General features: G+C 57.8%; 17 protein-coding genes and 1 tRNA gene. 8 read left to right on the top strand and 10 right to left on the bottom strand.

The features are described from left to right. The 3 genes from flgB to ACOYXJ_RS16915 all read right to left on the bottom strand — a co-directional run bounded on the left by flgB (position 1) and on the right by ACOYXJ_RS16915 (position 2585). On the bottom strand, positions 1-408 hold the full coding sequence (gene flgB, locus ACOYXJ_RS16925; protein WP_007917581.1) for a flagellar basal body rod protein FlgB: 408 nt from the start codon (positions 406-408) through the stop codon (positions 1-3). A gap of 370 nt (positions 409-778) precedes the next feature. After that, positions 779-1606 (bottom strand): protein-glutamate O-methyltransferase CheR, encoded by an 828-nt coding sequence (gene cheR, locus ACOYXJ_RS16920; RefSeq protein WP_007917583.1) that lies wholly within the window; start codon positions 1604-1606, stop codon positions 779-781. Positions 1607-1652: 46 nt separating this feature from the next. Further along, on the bottom strand, positions 1653-2585 hold the full coding sequence (locus tag ACOYXJ_RS16915) for a chemotaxis protein CheV (protein WP_007917585.1): 933 nt from the start codon (positions 2583-2585) through the stop codon (positions 1653-1655). Between the two features lie 82 nt (positions 2586-2667). Between ACOYXJ_RS16915 and flgA the strand changes: the two genes are divergently transcribed. The 4 genes from flgA (at position 2668) to ACOYXJ_RS16895 (ending at position 5255) form a co-directional block, all read left to right on the top strand. After that, on the top strand, positions 2668-3429 hold the full coding sequence (gene flgA, locus ACOYXJ_RS16910) for a flagellar basal body P-ring formation chaperone FlgA (RefSeq protein WP_095123060.1): 762 nt from the start codon (positions 2668-2670) through the stop codon (positions 3427-3429). Between the two features lie 148 nt (positions 3430-3577). Further along, positions 3578-3904 carry a flagellar biosynthesis anti-sigma factor FlgM gene (gene flgM, locus ACOYXJ_RS16905; RefSeq protein WP_007960324.1) on the top strand — a complete coding sequence of 109 codons (327 nt, stop codon included), beginning with the start codon at positions 3578-3580 and terminating at the stop codon, positions 3902-3904. 48 nt (positions 3905-3952) lie between these two features. After that, positions 3953-4420: a flagella synthesis protein FlgN gene (locus ACOYXJ_RS16900; protein WP_095123062.1), complete on the top strand. Its 468-nt coding sequence runs from the start codon at positions 3953-3955 to the stop codon at positions 4418-4420. Between the two features lie 88 nt (positions 4421-4508). Further along, positions 4509-5255, top strand: a complete 747-nt coding sequence (locus ACOYXJ_RS16895) for a flagellar brake protein (protein ID WP_134178243.1) — start codon at positions 4509-4511, stop codon at positions 5253-5255. A 72-nt stretch (positions 5256-5327) separates the two neighbouring features. Here ACOYXJ_RS16895 and ACOYXJ_RS16890 read toward each other — a convergent pair whose 3' ends face one another. From ACOYXJ_RS16890 to ACOYXJ_RS16875, 4 genes are all read right to left on the bottom strand, one after another. Next, on the bottom strand, positions 5328-6707 hold the full coding sequence (locus ACOYXJ_RS16890; protein WP_460370569.1) for an MFS transporter: 1380 nt from the start codon (positions 6705-6707) through the stop codon (positions 5328-5330). Positions 6708-6775: 68 nt separating this feature from the next. Continuing rightward, the gene (locus tag ACOYXJ_RS16885; RefSeq protein WP_191622693.1) at positions 6776-8017 is read right to left on the bottom strand and encodes a glutamine synthetase family protein; all 1242 of its coding nucleotides are present in this window, start codon (positions 8015-8017) and stop codon (positions 6776-6778) included. A 200-nt stretch (positions 8018-8217) separates the two neighbouring features. Further along, complete coding sequence (locus ACOYXJ_RS16880; RefSeq protein WP_460370567.1) at positions 8218-8910, bottom strand: sensor histidine kinase; 693 nt, start codon at positions 8908-8910, stop codon at positions 8218-8220. Next, on the bottom strand, positions 8907-10511 hold the full coding sequence (locus ACOYXJ_RS16875) for a response regulator (protein ID WP_460370565.1): 1605 nt from the start codon (positions 10509-10511) through the stop codon (positions 8907-8909). Before ACOYXJ_RS16875 ends, ACOYXJ_RS16880 begins: the two co-directional genes overlap by 4 nt. A 210-nt stretch (positions 10512-10721) precedes the next feature. Here ACOYXJ_RS16875 and ACOYXJ_RS16870 point away from each other — a divergent pair, with 210 nt between their 5' ends. After that, positions 10722-12083 carry a lysozyme inhibitor LprI family protein gene (locus ACOYXJ_RS16870; RefSeq protein ID WP_460370563.1) on the top strand — a complete coding sequence of 454 codons (1362 nt, stop codon included), beginning with the start codon at positions 10722-10724 and terminating at the stop codon, positions 12081-12083. An 82-nt stretch (positions 12084-12165) separates the two neighbouring features. Here ACOYXJ_RS16870 and ACOYXJ_RS16865 read toward each other — a convergent pair. Further along, positions 12166-12242 (bottom strand) — tRNA-Arg (locus tag ACOYXJ_RS16865). A 295-nt stretch (positions 12243-12537) separates the two neighbouring features. Here ACOYXJ_RS16865 and ACOYXJ_RS16860 point away from each other — a divergent pair. Both ACOYXJ_RS16860 and ACOYXJ_RS16855 read left to right on the top strand, forming a co-directional pair. Further along, the gene (locus ACOYXJ_RS16860; RefSeq protein WP_095123075.1) at positions 12538-12774 is read left to right on the top strand and encodes a hypothetical protein; all 237 of its coding nucleotides are present in this window, start codon (positions 12538-12540) and stop codon (positions 12772-12774) included. 20 nt (positions 12775-12794) lie between these two features. After that, a complete protein-coding gene (locus ACOYXJ_RS16855) occupies positions 12795-12974 on the top strand; it encodes a PA3371 family protein (protein ID WP_016983966.1) in 180 nt (59 codons plus the stop codon). Here the strand turns inward: ACOYXJ_RS16855 and phnN are convergent. Continuing rightward, positions 12949-13518, bottom strand: a complete 570-nt coding sequence (phnN, locus tag ACOYXJ_RS16850; protein WP_460370560.1) for a phosphonate metabolism protein/1,5-bisphosphokinase (PRPP-forming) PhnN — start codon at positions 13516-13518, stop codon at positions 12949-12951. The two genes, ACOYXJ_RS16855 and phnN, sit on opposite strands and share 26 nt — an antisense overlap. Positions 13519-13908: 390 nt before the next feature. On the opposite strand from phnN, the gene ACOYXJ_RS16845 reads away from it, so the two are divergent. Further along, on the top strand, positions 13909-14235 hold the full coding sequence (locus ACOYXJ_RS16845; RefSeq protein ID WP_003178899.1) for an Arc family DNA-binding protein: 327 nt from the start codon (positions 13909-13911) through the stop codon (positions 14233-14235). Between the two features lie 125 nt (positions 14236-14360). On the opposite strand, the gene mgtE is transcribed toward ACOYXJ_RS16845, so the two are convergent. Continuing rightward, the gene (mgtE, locus tag ACOYXJ_RS16840; RefSeq protein WP_016983964.1) at positions 14361-15803 is read right to left on the bottom strand and encodes a magnesium transporter; all 1443 of its coding nucleotides are present in this window, start codon (positions 15801-15803) and stop codon (positions 14361-14363) included. Positions 15804-16008 lie beyond the last annotated feature (205 nt).

Below are 16008 nucleotides of genomic sequence, written 5' to 3'. Positions count from 1 at the left end.
TTACTCTCCGCGCAGGGCTGATACCAGCCCTTTGAATTTGCTGTTGAGCAGGGTGAAGCTGGCCTGGAAGCCGACGGCGTTTTCCGCGTAGTTCGACTGTTCCAGTTGGGCGTCCACGGTGTTCTGGTCGATCGAAGGTTGCATCGGCGTGCGATACATCAGCGATTCGTCGCCGTTGCCCAGGCCTTCAGCTTCGATGTGACGGCTGTTGGTCATGTTCAACGCGATGGTGCCGTTGGCGTTTTTCTGGGTCTGTGCTTCAAGCACTTTGGAGAAGTCCAGATCCCGCGCCTTGTAGTTCGGGGTATCGGCGTTGGCGATGTTGTTGGCCAGCACTTCGGCACGCTGGGCGCGGAAGCCCAATGCCTTTTCGTGAATGCCGAGCGCTTTATCGAAGCTGATGCTCATGTCGGGAACCTTCAGGTGACCGGTTTTTCGTAACTGAGCTTTAGCAAGCGCCGTGCCAAACCACAAAACCCGCGTAAACCGGGGCTTTGCCGGGAGTCGGCAAAGCGGCAATGCCAGAAAAGCGGCAACCGGTTTCCGCCGGATGCCGCTTTTCTGCCGCTTGCCGTCCATCTCATACACACCACTGTCCCTGTAGGAGTGAGCCTGCTCGCGATAGCGGTGGGTCAGGCATCGATGATGCTGAATGTGCTACCGCTATCGCGAGCAGGCTCACTCCTACAGGGGTTTTGTGGTGTCAGGGAGAATTTCTTCGGGCATAAAAAAACGGCAGGCCTTTGCGGGCCTGCCGTTTTTTGTGTTGCCGATGCAATCATTTCGCCTGGTAAATGATCCCCGGGCTGCACTGCACCATCTGGTAATGGTCCGGCAAACCGTTCAGCGCTTCGGAAGCGCCAAGGAACAGATAACCGCCCGGCTTCAACGTGCTGTGAATGCGCAACAGGATGTCTTTCTTCACTTCGGCAGAGAAGTAGATCAATACGTTGCGGCAGAACACGATGTCGAACTTGCCCAGCGCGGCATAGCTGTCGAGCAGGTTGAACGAGCGGAACTCCACCCGGTTCTTGATCGGCGCCTTGATCACCCAGCGCCCCGGCCCTTTCGGGTCGAAGTAGCGCTGCAGACGTTCCGGCGACAAACCGCGACCGATCGCCAAGCTGTCGTACTCGCCCGTCTTGCAGTTGGTCAGCATGAGGCCGGACAGATCAGTGGCGACGATCTGCACGCCCATCTTCAACTGGCCAAGATTGCTGCGCTCGAACTCGTCGATCGACATCGACAGCGAGTACGGTTCCTGGCCCGACGAGCACGCCGCCGACCAGATCCGCAGACGCTGGTTGGGGCTGGCCTTGATCGCTTCAGGCAGCACCTTGTTCTTCAAGACTTCAAACGGATAGGTATCGCGAAACCACAAGGTTTCGTTGGTCGTCATGGCATCGACCACTTGCTCGCGCAAACCGCTGCGCGGCTGGGTCTGGATGCGCTGAACCAGCTCACCCAGGGATTTGATGCCTTGCTGCTCCATCAGTTTGTTGAGACGGCTCGAGACCAGGTACTGCTTGTTTTCACCGAGCAAAATGCCACAGGCTTTTTCCAGGAAGACCCGGAACTGTTCGAAATCCAAATTACCCGTAGACAATGATGCCGCCTCTTAAATCGTGTTGACCGCCAGGAGCAAAACGCTCCTAGCTGATATCTGCTGCTTTGATCCGGTCGACTACCCGGGATGCCAGGTCATCAGGGCGAAACTTGGCCAGGAAGTCATCGGCACCGACTTTCTTGACCATCGCCTGATTGAATACCCCGGACAACGAAGTATGCAGGATGATGTGAAGCTTTTGCATGCGTGCGTCGCCGCGGATTTCCGCCGTCAGGGTGTACCCGTCCATCTCCGGCATCTCGATGTCGGAAATCATCATCAGGAACTCTTCTTCCGGCTTCTTGCCCTCGTCGACCAGCTTGCGCAGGTAATCCAGCGCCTGCTTGCCGTCGTTCAGCGCCACCACTTCGACACCGATCGTCTGTAGACAACGCGTGACCTGCTTGCGCGCCACCGACGAGTCATCGACCGTCAAAACACGCAACGACAGTGCCTTGGTCTGGGTCTCGACATCGACCACGCCCACCGAAATCGCTTCCGGTGTCGGCGCAACTTCGGCCAACACTTTCTCGACGTCGATGATTTCGACTAACTGATTGTCCACTCGAGTCACAGCGGTCAGGTAATGATCGCGACCCGTGCCCTTGGGCGGTGGATGAATCTCTTCCCAGTTCATGTTGACGATGCGCTCCACCGAGCGGACCAGGAAACCCTGGGTCTTGGTGTTGTACTCCGTGATGATCACGAACGGGTTGTTCTTGTCCTTCAACGCTCCGGAACCGGTGGCCATTGCCAGATCAAGGATCGGAATGGTCGCCCCCCGGATATTTGCCACCCCGCACACGACAGGACTGGACTTGGGCATCAACGTCAGCGACGGGCATTGCAACACTTCCCGTACCTTGAACACGTTGATTCCGTAGAGCTGCTGACCGTCGAGACGGAACAACAACAGCTCCAGGCGATTCTGCCCCACCAGTTGCGTGCGCTGGTTCACCGAATCCATTACACCAGCCATGCCCAGACTCCTACACCAACGCCAAGTGTTGTTGCGACGCACATTCATTGCTAAACGGCACGGCGCTTGCTTTTTAACTCGTATGAACGCTCAAACGACATTTTTTCGACGCCTGACATCTCCCCTCCGCAGAGGGCTTTGTGCTGCGGGCGCTATTTGCTGCTTTTTCGCTGGCAGCCCTGCCATTGCTGATGCGGTTACCTTGCCTGACATGCTTATCGGCGTCACTCAGGGCTTTCTTGAGTTCACCGTAGAAGACTATCTGGCTACCAGTCAAACGGAAGGCCGCTACGAAATCGAAGTAAACCAGCTCGACCCCCGTATGCGCATGCCTATGTGCGACAAGGAATTGACAGCCACGCTGGAGAGTCCGGCACGTCCGCTGGGCCGGGTTACCGTGAAGGTTCGCTGCGAAGGCGCCTCGCCCTGGACTGTGTTCGTGCCCGCTCAAGTCCGCCTGTTTCGCGAGATTGTGACAACCACCCGACCGCTGAAACGTGCCGGGATTATCGAACCACAAGACGTGACTCTGCGTGAGCGCGACGTGAGCACGATCAACCAAGGCTTTCTGACCTCGGTAGACGAAGCGATCGGGCAGAAATTAACCCGACCAACGGTAGCCGATCAGGTCATTACCCTGGTTCATCTGGAACAGGCGGAAGTCATTCGCAAAGGTGATCAAGTGGTCATCACTGCGCGTAGCGGTACGCTGGCCGTGCGCATGCCCGGTGAAGCACTGGCCAATGGCGGTTTGAAAGAGCAGATCCGGGTAAAAAACCTCAACTCGCAACGGGTCATCAAGGCGCAAGTCACCGCGCCGGGCCAAGTGGAAGTGGCGATGTAGAAAACTGGCGCTGACCCCGGCTGTTCCCTAAACTGTGCCGCAGCAGGACACGCGCCGGCGCATGCAAGGCTCATTGTAAATGTGCCTAAAGTTTTCCAGGGGATGGCCGAAAACATGGCAAGCGTCCAAATTCCCAGAGGTTTTTATCATGGTCATCGATTTCAGCCGTTTGAACAGCTCCTCGTCACTTACGGGCAGTACACGTACCAGCAACGCCAAGGAAACCGCCGAAACCGGCACCTCCGCGCCGCTGAATACCCCGGCCGAACAGGCCAGTACCGCAAAAAGCGGGGAATCGGTACACCTCAGCAATGAGGCTCAACAGTTGCAGAAGGTCACTGACAAGCTGCGCGATCAACCTGCTGTCGACAAAGCCCGTGTGGCCGAGTTGAAAGCCGCGATTGCCGATGGCAGCTATAAAGTCGACAGCAACCGTGTAGCCAGCAAACTGCTCAACTTCGAAGCCCAGCGCTAGGCCTTTGCCTGCGCCAGGCTTTTGGACGCTTAAAACCCAAGGCCAGCCATGCACGACACTAATTTATTGCAATTGATCAACGACGACTTTGCTCCAGCTCAACAATTGCTGGAGTTGCTGCAAACCGAATCCCTCGCGTTGCACGGTCGCGACATGCCGCTGCTGGAAGAAATTCTGGCGCACAAACAGGCGTTGATCATTCTGCTTGAACAGCATGGCCGCAAACGCAGCGAAATCCTCGCCAGCCTCAATCTGCCGACTGATCGTACAGGTCTTGAGCAATTGGCTGGCCAGTCGAGCATTGGCGAGCAGTTGTTGACGCAAGGCGACGCATTGACCGATCTGATCGCGCAATGCCAGGCCGCCAACCTCAAGAATGGTCAGTCGATCCAGATCCAGCAGGCCGCCACGGCCAATCAGCTGAAGATCCTCACCGGTGGTGAAGCGCCAGCGCTTTATAACGCCAGCGGTACATTTGCCAAACCCGCCACGCCGCGTCCGCTCAGCCAGGCATGAGCCGTTGATGCGCCAGCTCTATCAACCCGCGGAACATGCTGGCAAAATGCTGGCTAGTCGTCATATTTTGTCTGGAGATTGATAAACCGTGTCCAACGCCCTCAGCGCGGATGATGCTCCGCAGCCCCCTAAGGTGCTTACCACGCCACTGGAAATCTCCAGCAACCTGCGCCAGCTGCAAGAAAGCCACGATCCGCTGATCATCACCTTTCATGAGCGCAGCCAGCGCTTCCAGAGCTACCTGATCAAAGTCGACCGCGACAGCGCTTCGATCGCACTGGACGAGATGATCCCGCGTGATGGAGAACGCTTTCTGCTGGCCGGCGAGCCGTTCAAGGTCGAAGGTTTTCACGACGGCGTTCGTATCGCCTGGGAATGCAACGGCACGCTGAACATTGAAGAATCCGACGGCGACCGTTTCTACACCGGCGAACTACCGACCGAAGTGGTTTACCACCAGCGCCGCAATGCTTTCCGCGCCGCGCTGAAACTGACTGATCTGGTCAGCGTTGAACTGGGCGGAGAAAAGCTCAAGGCGCCGATCAACGGCAAACTGCTGGATATCTCCGCGACTGGCTGCAAGCTGCGCTTCGAAGGCGATATCACTGACCGCCTGCAACTGGGCCAGGTCTATGACCGCTTGATCGCCCCGCCGCTGTTCGGCAACCAGCCGACCTCCGTCGAACTGCGTTATCTGCACTTCGAAGAAAAACTCAACATCACCTTCGCCGGCCTGCGCTTCCACAACATCAGTGGTCAGGCCGCACGTAACGTCGAGCGTTTCGTGTATCAGCTGCAACGTGAAGCACGCCGTTTCGATAAAGACGATATGTGATTCGCAGCGACCAACAAAAAGGGCAGTCCCTGGTGTGACTGCCCTTTTTTATGCGCGGTGTTTTTGTTCAGTTCAGGGTCTGCCACCGCTGAGATCGGGCGCAGGATTATCGGTATCCGGTTCGCCTTCTGCCGCAGGCTCTGACGGCGTAGCAGGTTCAGGCTCGGGGTTTGCCGGCGCCTGCACCGGGTCCTGCACCATCTGCTCCTGCACCACTTGCTCATCGACCCGAGGATCGAGGGCTGCCACCAGCGGCGAACTGGACATGCTGTCCGGCATGGCCACGTGATGCAGCGGCGCGTCGTCGACCTGATGCAGATTGGTCACCGCTTTCGGCCGGATCCGCCACACCAGTACCAGCGCGAAGAAGCTGAAGAACGCATACAGGCTCTGACTGCCGAACAACTTCATCAGCACACCCGCGAGCAACGGCCCGATGCTCGCGCCGACACCATAAGTCACCAGCAGCATCGCGGTCAGCGACACCCGGCGATCACCTTCCACGTGGTCATTGGAAAACGCTACCGCCAACGGATACAGACAGAACTGCACCAGCGAACAGAGAAAGCCAACCCCGAACAGCACCTCAAGCGGCACTTGCGGCAACACCGCCAACGGCAACGCCGCCACCGCCAGGAACCCGGCAAAGCAACGAATCAGCAGCGCCCGGTCGTAACGATCGGACAACCAGCCCAACGGCCACTGCACCAGCAAACCGGCAAAGATGCAGCTACCCATGAACAGACCGACCTGCTCGGTCGACAGCCCCTGTTGCGAGGCATACAACGGCGCCAGACCGTAGAACGAGCCGATGATCAAACCGGCGCCCAGCACCGTACTCAACGACTGCGGCACCCGCTTGATAAAGAAGCGCGGCTCCATCGGCGCCGGATGCAGCGGTGCCGGGTGAATCCGTCGAGTCAACGTCACGGGCACCAGACACAGCGCAAAGCACAGCGCGACCAGCATCAGCAATTCCAGACCCAGCCCGGGGTGCATGACCAGAATCAGTTGGCCCAACACCAGTCCAAGGTACGAAGCGATCATATAACCGCTGAACACCAGACCACGCTGGTTGGCATCCGCCTGCTCGTTGAGCCAGCTCTCGATCACCATGTACTGACACATCATGCCCAGACCGACGATGGTCCGCAGCACCAGCCAGGCCGGCAACCAATCGACCAGACCGTGGCCAAGCACTGCCGCCCCGACGATCCCGGCACACGCTGAATAAGCACGGATATGCCCGACCCGCGCGATCAACCGGTGACCGATCTTGCCGCCCAGCACCAGGCCGAAATAGTTGGCCGCCATCAGCGCACCGACCCAGAGGCCATCGACGTTGTCAGCGGCCAGCCGCAAGGCCAGATAAGTGGATAGAAGGCCCGAGCCGATCAACATCATCAGCGAGGCGAAATACAGCGCTCGAAAGGATTTCCAGATTTGGCGCATCGGCGTTCCGAGCGGCTCCTTGCAGTAAATACCGGGCTATCAAACGATAGCCCGATGGCGACAGTTCGTCAGGCCTGGGCTGCTAGAACACGCCGTTCCCAGGGAGTGATTTCATCAAAGAAGCTGGTCAACTCCATGGTCTTCGAAGCGATGTAGCCTTCGATGAACTCCTGCCCGAACAGTTCCCTCGCCAATTGGCTACGTTTCAGACGCTCGAGTGCGGCGTGCAAGGTACACGGCAGCGAAAGATTGTCCGGCACGTCGAACTCACCCTGAATGGCTTCTGTCGGCTCCAACTCATGCTCGATACCATGCAAGCCCGCAGCCAGACTGGCCGCAATCGCCAGGTACGGATTTGCATCGGCGCCCGGCAAACGGTTTTCCACGCGACGAGCGACCGGCGAACTGGCGGGAATACGCAAACCGGCGGCGCGATTGTCATGGGACCAGCAGGCATTATTCGGCGACGCATAGGGGTGGCACAGGCGCTGATAGGAGTTCACATTCGGTGCAAACAACGCGGTGAAATCGGCCATGCCCGCCTGCTGCCCCGCGATGAAGTGGCGGAACATCGCGGTCGGCTGACCCTGTTCATCGCTGAACACATTCTTGCCGCTGCCGATCTCGACGATGCTCTGATGAATATGCATTGAACTGCCCGGCGTGTGCGCCAGCGGCTTGGCCATGCACACCACGCTCAGGCCATGCTTGAGGGCGACTTCCTTGAGCAGGTGCTTGAACAGGAATGTCTGGTCGGCGAGCAACAGCGGATCGCCGTGCAGCAGATTGATCTCGAACTGGCTGACGCCCATCTCATGCATGAAGGTATCGCGCGGCAGGCCGAGGGCCGCCATGCATTTATAGACTTCATTGAAGAACGGCCGCAGACCGTTATTGGAACTGACGCTGAACGCTGACTGCCCCTCCTCGCGGCGCCCATCGAGGCCAACCGGTGGACGGAACGGCTGAGTCGGATCGCTGTTCGGCGCGAACACGAAGAACTCCAGTTCGGTGGCCACCACAGGCGCCAGACCGCGTGCCGCATACCGAGCGATGACCGCTTTGAGTTGCCCCCGGGTCGACAGACTGGAGCTTTCGCCGGTCAGTTCATCGGCGTCGCAAATCGCCAGAGCACGCGGCTCGTCACTCCATGGCAAACGATGGATCTGGGTCGGTTCGGCAATCAGCGCGAGATCGCCGTCATCGCTGCCGTAAAACCGCGCCGCTGGATATCCGCCCATGATGCATTGCAGCAGCACGCCTCGCGCCAGCTGCAAACGCCGCCCTTCGAGGAAACCCTCGGCGGTCATCACCTTGCCCCGAGGTACGCCGTTCAAATCCGGCGTGACACATTCAATCTCATCAATGCCCGTCAGTCGCTGCGCGAGTGAACGCTGGCCATCGCTTGTCATGACGCAATCCTTGTTATTGTGCGAGCCGCGAACGGCGACCCGTACAAAATAGGCTCCGGCTGTTCGGAATATCAAGCAGCGTCAAACAAAAACCCGTGTCACGGCAGATAAAGGCTGAACACCCCGCCACCGAGCGTTCCGCCGTTGCTGATTTCGGTGCGACCTTCGACACCATTGCGCTGATGCAGCGCGGCGATGCGATTGGCGAAGTACAGGCCAAGCCCGGTGCTGCCGCTGCTGTGATTGATGCCCTGTACGTAATCGGCCTGACGCTCGAGCATCTCGACCGGGTAACCGTCGCCGTCGTCGTTGATGGTCAGGACCAGTTGACCGGCCTCGTCACTGACGGTGATCAGCAACGATTCACGCGCATAACGAATCGCATTGTTGATGCAGTTGCCCAGCACCGACGCAATCAGTTCACGGTCGAAGAAACCCAGCGGGCTCAGCGGATCGACTTCATAGGTGGCGACGATGCCGCGACTGGCGAACACCTCTTGATGCGCCGCCAGTTGCGCCTCGATGAAGTCATCAAGTTCGTGATACGCCGGTTGCAGCGGCATCTGGTTGACGCCGAGCTTATACAGCCCGAGCAGTTGCACCAGCATGCCGTTGAGGTGGGCGAACTCGAAGTCGATCACGCCCTGCTCCGTGCCTTGGCGCTGGGCCTCTGGCAACCGCGCCAGCCACTGGCTGTGGGCCTGCATGAGCATGGCCAGCGAGTTCTTCATGTCGTGAACGGTGGAGGCGATCACCGTGGAAAAATCCAGAGCCTGCTCGTCGTGGTTCATTCGCCAAACGCCTTGCTTTTCAGCTTCTGATAACGCGCAAAACGCGCGTCGGTGTCGGGCATCAGACCGACCATTTTCAGGCAGGCCCGACATTCTTCCAGCTCCGCCGACGGCACACTGGTGTCGGTGCCGTGGAGCAGCGACTGGGCCATGTTCAGCGCGATACTGATGTTCTTCGGTTGCATCTTCAGCGCCTTGCGGAAGACCTCGCGGGCCTCCACCAGGTTGCCGGTCTTGTACACCCGCACGCCCTGACGGTTGAGGTCGGCGGCGGCGTTGCTGGAACTGAGGATCGTCGGATCATCGGTGAGCTTGGCGATGTCTTTCATCACCGCCGGGTCATCACCGTAGATCTCCGCACAGCTCTTGAGCATAGAGGTGCCCGCCTCGGCCTGACCGAGCATCTGCAACTGTTTGGCGACCAACAGCGCCGCCTCCGGACTCATGAATTGCTCCATACCGTCGAGGCGCATCATGGCTTGCTCGGTGAGCTTGTCGGCGGTTTCGGCATCGTTGAGCAACAGGCTGGTGGCCTTCATCAGGCGTGCACGAATCTGCAGGCCCGGATCGGTCGGGTTCTCTTTGGCCACGGCGCTGAGGGTGGTGTTGATCTCCAGCCGCGTGCGCGTGTCGAGACCGCGATCGCTGCCCTTGCTGATCAGCGCATGAGCCAGCCCGAGGTTGCTTTCCGGATCCTTGAAGCGCGACTGCGCGCCTTGCGACACTGCTTGGCGATAGGCACGCGAAGCCGTGTCGAAATCTTCGTTGGTCATCGCCAGTTTGCCGAGCAACGCCTGCCGACGCACCGCCAGCGGCGACAAGCGAATCGCCTCTTCAAGCACCCGTTGCGCGCCCTTGGTATCACCCTCAGCCACCAGCACATCAGCCATGCCGTCATACAGCGACGGCATCATCGGAAACACCTTCAGGGCTTTTTCGTAAACACCTTTGGCCTGCGCAATCTGCCCGCGCTTGAACAACAACTTGCCCAACCCGGCAAACGCCCACGGCAATGGTCGATCAGCAATGATGCCGTCATAGAGACGCTCCAGCGCCTCGTTCTGATTGAGATCACGCAACGCATCGGCACGGTAACGCAGGCACAGCGGCGAGTAGCGGATGTCCTGCTTGCACAACGCGATGCAGGCGTTAAGTACCTCAACCGGTTTGCCACGGTCGAGCGCTTGCAGAATCGGTTTGAGCAACGTCTTGCGCTGCTCCAGGCGCTCCAGGCGCTGGGCCAGGCCGGAGCGGTTGAACGGTTTGGTCAGGTACGCATCCGGCTCGTGCTCCAGAGCACTGAGCACCATCGCCTGGCTGGTCTCGGCAGTGACCATGACGAACACCGCTTCATGGCTGATGAGCTTTTCCGACATCAGATCTTCAAGGACCTGCTGGCCGTTCTTCTTGCCATCGCCGAGATGGAAATCCTGCAGGATGAAATCGTAGGACTTCTGCGCACACATCTTCAGCGCCTGCTCACCGGTGTCGGCGGTGTCGACGTCCTTGACCCCAAGCTCACGCAGCATCGAACGGACGGAACTGCGGAAATCCGAGAAATCATCGACGATCAGAAAACTCTTTTGGTGATACGACAGCATCGAAGATTTCCAGGCAATTGAAGTGAGGGCAATTTCAGGCGCGCAGATGATAGCTGCCGGCCAAATGCTATCAAGCTAATTCACGCGACTTTTAAGTCACCGAGTGGGTTATCGGCCACCAGTGGCGTTCTCTTAAGCCGGCGCTTCAAGATTCCTCGTTCTGCGATTACTCTGCGCGGATTCTTGGCTTTCCACTACAAGGTTTATCTCGTGTACATCAAAGGACGTTGCATCGTGTCCGCCTGTGCGCTGCTGTTTTTCCAGCAGGCGATGGCGGCCGGAATGGATTGTGCGAAAGCGGTGAGTGCGGTTGAGAACGCTGTTTGTGCGGATAAAGGGTTGTATGCGCTGGATACGCAGATGGGCGCTACCTACAGCAAACTCATGAGGTCCATGCCAGATGAAAAGGCCGAGCTGAAAAGCACTCAACGCCTTTGGCTAAAGGACCGCAACCAATGTGCTGAGGATGTCAGCTGCCTGAACCAGCGTTATCGCGAACGCCTGGAATCGCTGCAAGCGCAATGGATCGATACGCTGGCGTATTCGCCCGACGAGATAGACAGACAAGTGATGGCGCAACTGCAGCAGCGTATTGAGGCAGCGCGCAAGGTTGATCCCGAGTTTGCACTGGAGAAGACCCTTGACGCATTCACGGTAAACCTCGATACAACGTCTTTTGCCGGCATCCCCGATGACGATGAGCAAACTCACTTTCCCGAGACGATTCCGAATGGGGTGAGTCAGGATGAATGGAAGGCATTGACTGCGTCCAACATCACCGGGGCCGCCGACACAGGCCAGACAACTTATATCCTCACCGATCTGGATGGCGATGGGCTGCGCGACCTGATCGTTGAAACGTATTCCAGCGGTACAGGGTTGTTCTCGTATACCGAAACCTGGCGCGGTACGGGCACCAGGTTCACCAGACGTGGCGCCAAAGTGGCTCCCGAAGCCAACGCCGAGACAAGCCTTTTCTACACCAATGATCGCGGCGCCAACCAAGCGGTCAACTGGATCAAAGTGCATGGAAAAATCTACGCCGCCTACCGAGACAGCGCCTACGGTGTTGATAAGGTCTATCTGCTCAATCCCCTGCAGATCAACCGTCAGGTCCCGACGATAACAGTGCAGTATCGTTATCAACTGAACGTGCCTCGCACGCAGGCGAATCAGGACAATCCAACAGCCTATGAACTTGAACCTGCGGTGCAAAAGGCGCTCATGCAAGGCCTGACCAAGGTAGGCAATAACCAAACAACGAGCTCCAAACCGATCTGCCCAATCCCTGCGTCAGGCCCCGGGGACGACGACTATTACAGTTACGGTGCAAGTTACTACGCGATTGAACCGGTCGCTGACGTTCCGGTGATCCTTGGCGATGACTGCTTTATCGCCAGACTGATCAACTGGTATGGCACCTACGATGAAAAAGACGGGCTGTTCGCTCAACTGACCCTGCGTAAACCGGGGTCTGAAGAACAGGCACAAAGTTACACGGTCAATGGCCGCCGCCACATCACCCAAGTCAGCACTTCGATAGGCAAGGCTGAGGGTGGCGCGGCGAACTAGGCAGCGCTGAATGAAATGAAAAAGCCCCGGCAGATCGCTCTGCGCGGGGCTTTTTTGCGAGCTTTTGTAATGCTCTGAATGATGGTGTCCCAGGGCAGGTTCGAACTGCCAACCTTCCCCTTAGGAGGGGGATGCTCTATCCAATTGAGCTACTGAGACACTGAGTTGTCGCGGCCAGACGCGATGCGACGGACGGCGTGCATGTTAACGGCCAGGCCCTGATTTGTCATGTCATCCGCAGGGCTTTTTAAGTGTAGGCAGGCGCCCTGCAATGCTGCGGGAAGATTTACCGTGCATTTTGCACTCCCCCAAAAAGCCATCATTGCAGATTGCAACCCGACGCCTTGGAAAAACCCTTCCAAATGCTTGTTTTTAAAGGACTTAACAGCGGTTAGACTGTTGGCACGACAGCTGCTTTGCCTGTTCCATAGAAGAACAATCGGAGCAGCGCCCCATGAACAGCACCCTCTTGCTCGCAAACGCAGCCGCATTGGCGGTTCTACTGGGTTTTCACTTTGTTCCACAGGGTGCTGCGCCGGAATCGGTGGCGCAGCGCATGCCGCATTACTTGCAGGTGCAGAAGGCGCCGCAGTTGGCGGTGCTGAATGATCAGGGCGGCGTCGCCCGTAAAACCGTCAGTGAACCTGGGCAGGCACTGCCGGCGGACGCTGGCGAACGTCTGGTTTTTTGAAATATCTTCAGGAGTACAGCATGTCCAAGTCAGCTGCAGGATTTCTGATCCTCGCCTTATTGAGTGGCGTTGTGCATTTTGCGCTGTTCGAGGAAACCGAAATCACCCTGCCGTTGATTGGCTGTGGTGTGTTTGCGGTGTTGTTCGTATTGGCACTGGTTGCCGGCCGCCGGATCAAGTTTGATCCGGTGTTGCGTTGAGTCGGATCAGCTCAAGCAATTGATGAACGGCGGCCGTCAGGTCGCCGGAGTTATCGATCAAGTGCACCGGTGCGTCGCTTGATCGCCTGTCCTTGAAGAGCGCGTTGCGCGCGAGTCTGGCGTCGATCTGTTCCAGTGTCTCTCGGCCACGGCCCAGCAAGCGTTCGCGCAAGACCTCATCTTTGACTGTCAGCAGAACCGGCAACAGCGTCGGGTAGCTTTCCATCGCCTGACGCAGATTGGCACGCGAACCGTTGACCAGCACATCGCGCCCCGCACGCAACCATTCGTCCATATCTCTGGGAATGCCATAGGCCAGGCCATTGGCTTGCCACGCCAGGGAAAACTCGCCGGCGCGCTGACGTCGTTCGAACTCTTCAGACGTAACGCCGATAGCATCCTCACCCACCGACTCCGCTGATCGGGTAATTACCCGACGCATGATCTCGCAGTGTCTCGCCCGTAATGGCTCACGCGCGGCCTCGATCAGGCTGTCCTTGCCTGAACCGGATGGCCCCATCAGATAAATAAGCCTGCCATCCATCCTGAAAAAGCCCTCGGGCACGTGTCTGCCCCTAGTAAATCGGCAAATTGCCACTATTCTGTACAAGGTAAGGAACAAGGATCGAAAGCCGCATAGCATGCACGTTCTGACGCCTTCGGGCATCAATTGATAGGCATCAGGAAGCGGTCAGTGACGTGGTCGAAGGCAAAGTTTTCCAACCAGTCCGCATTTCTGATAATTGGTGCTGGCATTACGCCTTTACCCGGCTCAATATTTGTCACAGAATTGACGCCAATGATCTGGCAATTTTGAGGCATGATGCCGGCCTCTTAACAATTCAGGTTGAACCATTTGGCGCGGATGCTTGTCCTACCACACATCCTGCGGCCAATCCCGAGAACCGCTCCCCTGAACTAACCGGTTAAATATATGCGCCCATTGAAACAGGCAATTTATTCCAGCCGTACGGCTGACAAGTTCGTCGTACGTCTGCCAGACGGAATGCGTGAACGCATTGCCGAGGTGGCTCGCAATCATCATCGCAGCATGAACTCCGAGATCATTGCGCGCCTTGAGCAGAGTCTTATTCAGGAAGGCGCATTGGGCGAAGAGCTGAGCATGCGCCTGGACAGCCCGGAGCTGTCGCTTCACGAGCGCGAGCTGCTGCAACGCTTCCGTCAGCTGTCTCACCGTCAGCAGAATGCGTTGGTGTCCTTGATCGCCCACGACGCTGAAATGGCTGCAGACGCGTCCTGAGCCGTACCGAACACCTCAAGCCAGCATGATTGCTGGCTTTTTTTTGTCTGCGATTTGAGGACTGCGACAGATAAAGCTCCGCGCACAAAAAAGCCCGCCAATCGGCAGGCTTTCATTGAAGCGGATCAGAGCAGGAAGATTGTCGCCAACCCCAGGAAGATGAAGAAGCCACCACTGTCGGTCATTGCCGTAATCATCACGCTGGCACCCATGGCCGGGTCGCGGCCCATCTTGGCCAGGGTCATCGGGATCAACACCCCCATCAACGCCGCCAGCAACAGGTTGAGCGTCATCGCGGCCGTCATCACCACACCCAGCGACCAACTGCCGTAAAGCAGATAAGCGACCACACCGATCACGCCGCCCCAGACCAGACCGTTGATCAACCCGACTGCCAGCTCTTTACGCATCAGACGTGAAGTATTACCGGTGCTGACCTGGTCAAGCGCCATGGCGCGAACAATCATGGTGATCGTCTGGTTACCCGAGTTACCGCCAATACCCGCCACGATCGGCATCAACGCCGCGAGCGCTACCAGCTTCTCGATCGAGCCTTCAAACAGGCCAATCACACGTGACGCGACGAACGCGGTGATCAGATTGATCGCCAGCCACGCCCAACGGTTGCGCAAGGATTTCCATACCGAAGCGAAAATATCTTCCTCTTCACGCAGACCCGCCATGTTGAGGACTTCGCTTTCACTCTCCTCACGGATCAAGTCGACCATTTCATCGATGGTCAGACGGCCGATCAGCTTGCCGTTCTTGTCGACCACCGGGGCGGAGATCAAGTCGTAACGTTCGAACGCCTGAGCGGCATCGTAGGCGTCTTCGTCCGGGTGGAAACTTACCGGATCGCTGGCCATGACATCAGCCACCTGCTTCTCCGGGTCGTTGACCAGCAAACGCTTGATCGGCAGCACGCCTTTGAGCACACCGTCGTAATCAACCACGAACAGCTTGTCGGTATGACCGGGAAGCTCTTTGAGACGCCGCAGATAGCGCAGCACCACTTCGAGGCTGACATCCTCACGGATCGTCACCATCTCGAAGTCCATCAGCGCACCGACCTGCTCCTCGTCATACGACAAGGCCGAACGGACACGTTCGCGCTGCTGGTTATCGAGGCTCTCCATCAGCTCATGGACGACGTCTCGCGGCAGCTCGGAGGCCAGGTCAGCAAGTTCGTCGGCGTCCATGTCCTTGGCGGCAGCCAGGAGCTCGTGATCGTCCATGTCGGCGATCAGCGTTTCACGAACGGAATCGGATACTTCGAGAAGAATGTCGCCGTCGCGATCGGCCTTGACCAGTTGCCAGAGCGTCAGACGATCGTCCAGCGGCAAGGCTTCAAGGATATAGGCGACGTCGGCGGAGTGCAGATCATCGAGCTTGCGTTGCAACTCGACGAGATTTTGCCGGTGAACCAGGTTTTCAACCCGGTCGTGATGCGCGCCTTCCTGGCGATGAGTCAGGTCTTCAACGACGCGCTGACGCTGCAGCAGCTCGACGACTTGCGCCAGGCGATCCTGCAGGCTTTCCTGTGTTTTCTTTACTTCGATTTCAGACATAGGCGAACTCCACTCCCAGCAGCGGGGCACGCCGGAAGGATCAATCAGTCAATTCATGATTGGTGAAACGGGGTACTGAGTAACTACTGGGTAAGTCCATGGAGGTTTTCCATAAGCCCCGGCGGGGCTGACGGGCGCAATGATACACCGCCTGACGGTTTTAAACGTTAAAAAATCACGGCCGAAACAAGCGCTTGCGAAACAA

The sequence above is a fragment of the Pseudomonas sp. Tul2A7 genome, assembly GCF_054790505.1.
Note: the sequence above shows the minus strand (reverse complement) of the source record. Positions and strands in the feature narration are given on the sequence as shown.

Excerpts from the sequence above, each read along its gene's own strand:
- ACOYXJ_RS16915 (WP_007917585.1), bottom strand. The coding sequence starts at position 2,585 with ATGGCTGGTGTAATGGATTCGGTGAACCAGCGCACGCAACTGGTGGGG.
- flgM (WP_007960324.1), top strand. The coding sequence starts at position 3,578 with ATGGTCATCGATTTCAGCCGTTTGAACAGCTCCTCGTCACTTACGGGC.
- ACOYXJ_RS16875 (WP_460370565.1), bottom strand. The coding sequence starts at position 10,511 with ATGCTGTCGTATCACCAAAAGAGTTTTCTGATCGTCGATGATTTCTCG.
- ACOYXJ_RS16885 (WP_191622693.1), bottom strand. The coding sequence starts at position 8,017 with ATGACCGCCGAGGGTTTCCTCGAAGGGCGGCGTTTGCAGCTGGCGCGA.
- ACOYXJ_RS16860 (WP_095123075.1), top strand. The coding sequence starts at position 12,538 with ATGAACAGCACCCTCTTGCTCGCAAACGCAGCCGCATTGGCGGTTCTA.
- ACOYXJ_RS16855 (WP_016983966.1), top strand. The coding sequence starts at position 12,795 with ATGTCCAAGTCAGCTGCAGGATTTCTGATCCTCGCCTTATTGAGTGGC.
- ACOYXJ_RS16890 (WP_460370569.1), bottom strand. The coding sequence starts at position 6,707 with ATGCGCCAAATCTGGAAATCCTTTCGAGCGCTGTATTTCGCCTCGCTG.
- ACOYXJ_RS16880 (WP_460370567.1), bottom strand. The coding sequence starts at position 8,910 with ATGAACCACGACGAGCAGGCTCTGGATTTTTCCACGGTGATCGCCTCC.
- phnN (WP_460370560.1), bottom strand. The coding sequence starts at position 13,518 with ATGGATGGCAGGCTTATTTATCTGATGGGGCCATCCGGTTCAGGCAAG.
- ACOYXJ_RS16845 (WP_003178899.1), top strand. The coding sequence starts at position 13,909 with ATGCGCCCATTGAAACAGGCAATTTATTCCAGCCGTACGGCTGACAAG.
- ACOYXJ_RS16900 (WP_095123062.1), top strand. The coding sequence starts at position 3,953 with ATGCACGACACTAATTTATTGCAATTGATCAACGACGACTTTGCTCCA.
- mgtE (WP_016983964.1), bottom strand. The coding sequence starts at position 15,803 with ATGTCTGAAATCGAAGTAAAGAAAACACAGGAAAGCCTGCAGGATCGC.
- flgB (WP_007917581.1), bottom strand. The coding sequence starts at position 408 with ATGAGCATCAGCTTCGATAAAGCGCTCGGCATTCACGAAAAGGCATTG.
- flgA (WP_095123060.1), top strand. The coding sequence starts at position 2,668 with ATGAACGCTCAAACGACATTTTTTCGACGCCTGACATCTCCCCTCCGC.